The following is a 588-nucleotide window of genomic DNA, read 5'->3' on the forward strand; positions in this document are numbered from 1 at the left end:
ATTTGCCGACCAATGAAGACCATCAGGCGTTAAAAAGTTATTTGGCACAAGGTTGTTAGCCTTGATTGTAATATTGATATCATCTAGCGTGGCTGGCCCTGTGATGTCATTGGCGACTGAACCGGTCGCTTCAATAGTGCTTATTGCAGGGTCTTGACCATTGGCTTGACTGGCAATTGAACCATTTGTGAGAACAGGATTTATGATTGTTCCGCTCGCCGACAGGCTTGAAGCAATTGTGACGTTTGCTTTTGATGAATCAAGGGGAACACTTGGGGCTTTTGAAGTTGAGGCCTTTGAACTCAATGAAGTTGAAACCTCTGAAGAATTAGAGCTTGCTTCTACACTTGAAGTCTGAGCCGAACTGGTTGAAGATGATGAAACTGAACTGGCATTTGGAGCGGTGCTTGCCTGTGAAGTGATTGAGCTTGCCGCTTTAGTTCGCGTTTCTGCCTGTGAACTTCCTGTATTTCCTTCGGTTGTCGAATCAGACACGGCAAGAGAAGAATTTACAGTTGGATTGGTGACAGCTTCAGTTTGGTTTGGTGGGCTAACAGCCAAATTTTCATCAGCCTTTACTGCTAAAGG

At 44.9% G+C, this 588-nt stretch carries 1 pseudogene; it reads right to left on the minus strand.

Going from position 1 to position 588, the window contains the following annotated elements:
- Nucleotides 1-588 (minus strand): annotated as a pseudogene (locus IAE51_RS12015) (cell wall anchor protein); the annotation flags it as partial.

This window comes from Lactococcus sp. S64, from assembly GCF_016516525.1.
GTDB lineage: Bacteria > Bacillota > Bacilli > Lactobacillales > Streptococcaceae > Lactococcus > Lactococcus lactis.